The sequence below is a fragment of the Acutalibacter sp. genome (genome assembly GCF_056800975.1).
Genome location: NZ_JBQISV010000138.1, coordinates 2,077 through 4,027, shown reverse-complemented (window position 1 = coordinate 4,027; position 1,951 = coordinate 2,077). Strand labels below are relative to the sequence as shown.

3 protein-coding genes and 1 pseudogene are annotated in these 1,951 nt (G+C 53.3%); all 4 read right to left on the bottom strand.

The annotated features are described in order from the left end of the window. Nucleotides 1–309 (bottom strand): annotated as a pseudogene (locus ACTO5E_RS10415) (hypothetical protein); the annotation flags it as partial. 14 nt (nucleotides 310–323) lie between these two features. Next, nucleotides 324–599 carry a hypothetical protein gene (locus tag ACTO5E_RS10410; protein WP_482303441.1) on the bottom strand — a complete coding sequence of 92 codons (276 nt, stop codon included), beginning with the start codon at nucleotides 597–599 and terminating at the stop codon, nucleotides 324–326. Continuing rightward, nucleotides 593–1,285 (bottom strand): hypothetical protein, encoded by a 693-nt coding sequence (locus ACTO5E_RS10405; RefSeq protein ID WP_482303440.1) that lies wholly within the window; start codon nucleotides 1,283–1,285, stop codon nucleotides 593–595. Before ACTO5E_RS10405 ends, ACTO5E_RS10410 begins: the two co-directional genes overlap by 7 nt. A gap of 164 nt (nucleotides 1,286–1,449) precedes the next feature. Next, nucleotides 1,450–1,951: DUF3502 domain-containing protein (locus ACTO5E_RS10400; RefSeq protein WP_482303438.1), on the bottom strand; the 502-nt coding region annotated here is incomplete at its 5' end.

The following is a 1,951-nucleotide window of genomic DNA, read 5'->3' as shown; positions in this document are numbered from 1 at the left end:
GAACAGGGAGGTGATCACCAGGTTGGTCACCGTGCCTACCACTGTCACCACAATGGTCATCAGATAGCAGCGGCCGATGGTGATGCGTTTGGCCCACAGATAATCGTAGGCCGCAATCGAGAACTCTCTGGGCCAGAAGGAATAGCCCCCCTGAGACAGCGCCGCCTCGCTGGAAAATGAGGTGGAGAGCATCAGGATAAAGGGGATGACGCAGTAAATGGCCAGCAGGCTCATAAGCACAAGGGCAATGTTGTGAAAGGCGCGCTCGTCCTTGATTGCCGGCGTGCTTTGCATGGTTTCTTTTTTCATTTCATTCACCTCAATCAGAAGAGTGCGTTTTCGCTGTCTACCTTGCGGACAATGGCGTTGGAGGTGACCACCAGCACAAAGCCGATAATCGCCTGGAACACGCTGGCCGCTGAGGACATGCCCACATTGTTCAGCTCCAGCAGAGCCCGGTACACATAGGTGTCAATGGTCTGGGTGGTTTGCACCAGCAGGCCCTGGCCCAGGGGCACCTGATAGAACATGCCGAAGTCTGAGTTAAAGATGCGGCCAATGCTCATCAGCATCATCAAAATGATCATGGGCTTCAGCATGGGCAGGGTAATGGCGGTAATCTGCTGCAGCTTGTTGGCCCCGTCCAGCCTGCCGACTCATACAGGCCCTTGTCAATGCCCCCAATGGAGGCCATGTAGATGATGGAGCTTTGGCCCGAGGACTGCCAGAAGTGCACAATGGTCAGAATAATGGGCCAATACTGGGCGGAGGCATACCAGTTGATGGGGTTGTCCTTAAAGAAGGTGGCGTTTAAAAAGCCATAGTTGGTGCTTAAAAAGCCATAGACCAAAAAGGACAGGATAACGGCGGAGACCATGGACGGAAAGCAGATAATGGGCTGAATGAGCTTGGCGATTTTTCTGCTGGATATTTCCGCCATCAGAATGGCAATGCTCACGGAGATGACCAGCCCCAGGGCAATCCACACCACATTATAGCACACGGTGTTGCGAATCATCGTCCAGGCGTCCTTGGTTTTGAACAGGAACTCAAAGTTGTCCAGCCCAGTCCAGGGGCTGTTCCAGATGCCAATGGAGAAGTTGACCTTTTTAAAAGCGATCAAAATGCCGAACATGGGCAGGTAATTGTTGCACACAATGTAAATCAGCCCTGGCAGCATCATAAGGTACAGCGGCAGGGTGTTCCGGAATTCCGCCCTTCGACGGAGCTTTTTCTTTTCTGCCAGCAGCCCGTCATACTGTGAAGTACCATTTGGGTTTGTCACAACAGCAGCCTCCTCATAAGTTTATATGCCAAGTTTACACTTTTTTCTTAACCATGTCTTTAAAAAAAGTACACCCTGGTTCTGCTTTTCTATCAATGCTTTTCAGCGGCAAGGGCGGAGGCATCTCTGCCTCCGCCCCTTTCATTTTCTGCCAGAAACTATTTTCAGATGGTCTTCAGCCACTCGTCCACCTGGCTCTGATATTCCGCGATAATATCGTTGATACCGGCGGTCTCCAGCTCCTCAAGGAACTTGGGCAGGAACTCGTCCGGATTCACGTCGCCGTAGGTCAGCACCTTATAGTACTGGTCGTAAACGTTGGACACAGCCGCCACCTGGGTAGAAACCGGCTCGCTGTTGGGAATGAAGCCCAGCAGGGGCGGGTTCCAGGCGCCGTCCAGCAGCTCCTTCATAAAGCCCTTATCCGCCTCAGAGGTGTTGCCGTCCATGCCATAAAGGTTGAACTGGTTGCCAAAGGCGCCGCAGGTGTACAGGGCGGTGTAGGGGACCGTGTCGATGCCCAGGCCCTCGGGATAGACGATAGAGCTGTGGTCCTCGTTCCACTCCCAGCTGGTGCCCTCAACGCCATAGATCAGGTTGCTCATAACGAACTCATCCGTCCAGATGAGGCTGAGCATCTTGGCGGCGGCAGAGGGGTTCTCGGAG